Source organism: Microbacterium sp. ISL-103 (genome assembly GCF_018613995.1).
GTDB lineage: Bacteria > Actinomycetota > Actinomycetes > Actinomycetales > Microbacteriaceae > Microbacterium.
In genome coordinates this window covers 1-1233 of record NZ_JAGGPD010000281.1, presented here as the reverse complement: position 1 = coordinate 1233, position 1233 = coordinate 1, and the positions used below count along the sequence as shown (strand labels likewise).

The following is a 1233-nucleotide window of genomic DNA, read 5'->3' as shown; positions in this document are numbered from 1 at the left end:
ACATCAGCGCGCGAAGCGTCGTCAATGCGACGGGTGTGTGGGCCGGCGAACTCGACGGTTCCCTTTCGGTGCGCCCCAGCAGGGGCACCCACATCGTGCTCGACGCCTCGGATCTCGGCCACCCTTCGGCGGCACTCACGATCCCGCACGCGGGGTCGATCAGTCGATACGTGTTCGCACTCCCCCAGCAGAGCGAGCGCGTGATAGTCGGGCTCACCGACGAAGACGCCTCAGGTCCCGTGCCGCGCGTCGCCGCGCCGACCGAGAGTGAGATCCGCTTCCTTCTTGAGACTCTCAACCGAGTGCTGCGCACGCCGATCCGCCGGGATCAGGTCCGCGGAGCCTTCGCCGGGTTCCGCCCGCTCATCGACTCGGGAGCCGAGTCCACGGCCGATGTCTCCCGGCGCCATCTCGTCGCCGGCGCCGAGGCCGGTTTCGTGACTGTGCTCGGAGGAAAGCTCACCACGTATCGACGCCTGGCGCAGGACGCGGTCGACCTCGCGTCACGACTGCGGCACCTCGACGCCGCTCCGAGTCGCACGGCCTCTCGGCGCCTGACGGACCAGTGGTTCGCCGGCCCTTCGAGTGCCGCAGCCGACCACGAGCCGTCCCGAGCGCGGATCGAGTTCGCCGTCCGCTCCGAGGGGGCGATGACCGCGGATGACGTGCTCGATCGACGGACCCGGATCGGGCTCGTGCAGGCGGATCGGGATCGCGCGAGCCAGTTCGTCGAATCGGTCGTGGCAGAGACCCTGGCGTCGCTCTCCTGACACCTCGGTACGGCCCGGCCGAGCCGGGGAGTTCCCACCGCACAGCGGCGCGGAGAACACGCACCGAACATCGAGTGAACACCATCGCATCGGCGCTTCAGATTGCCGCGTCGACCGGGCGGAGCAGGCACAGTGGTGTCATGGACATGCTCCTCTCGATGCTGGGCGGCAAGGGAATGTCGGGCCTCTTCAAGACCGGCACCGCGATCCTCACGATCATGCTGGTGGTGCCCGCGCTCCTGAAGATCTTCATCGTCACGGTCGATGCGGGATGGGCGGCGATCCGCACCCGAAACGGGAAGCCGATCATCCGCAACCGCCCACAGCGCCGCCCCACATCCCGAGGAGGAGCGGTCGGCGAGGTCGTGGTCCTCGATCCTGGTTCGCACGGCGCGTTCCCGCGCTTCTACTGGTACAAGCTCATCGACGTGCGATGCCGGGCGACCGACCTGCCCGCGCGGGA

Annotated in this window: 1 protein-coding gene and 1 pseudogene; both read left to right on the top strand. The window is 68.6% G+C overall.

Annotation, left to right across the window (positions count from 1 at the left end; translation table 11 throughout):
• Positions 1-770: FAD-dependent oxidoreductase (locus tag J7E68_RS11130; RefSeq protein ID WP_215172584.1), on the top strand; the 770-nt coding region annotated here is incomplete at its 5' end.
• A gap of 140 nt (positions 771-910) precedes the next feature.
• A pseudogene (locus J7E68_RS11125) lies at positions 911-1233 on the top strand (hypothetical protein); the annotation flags it as partial.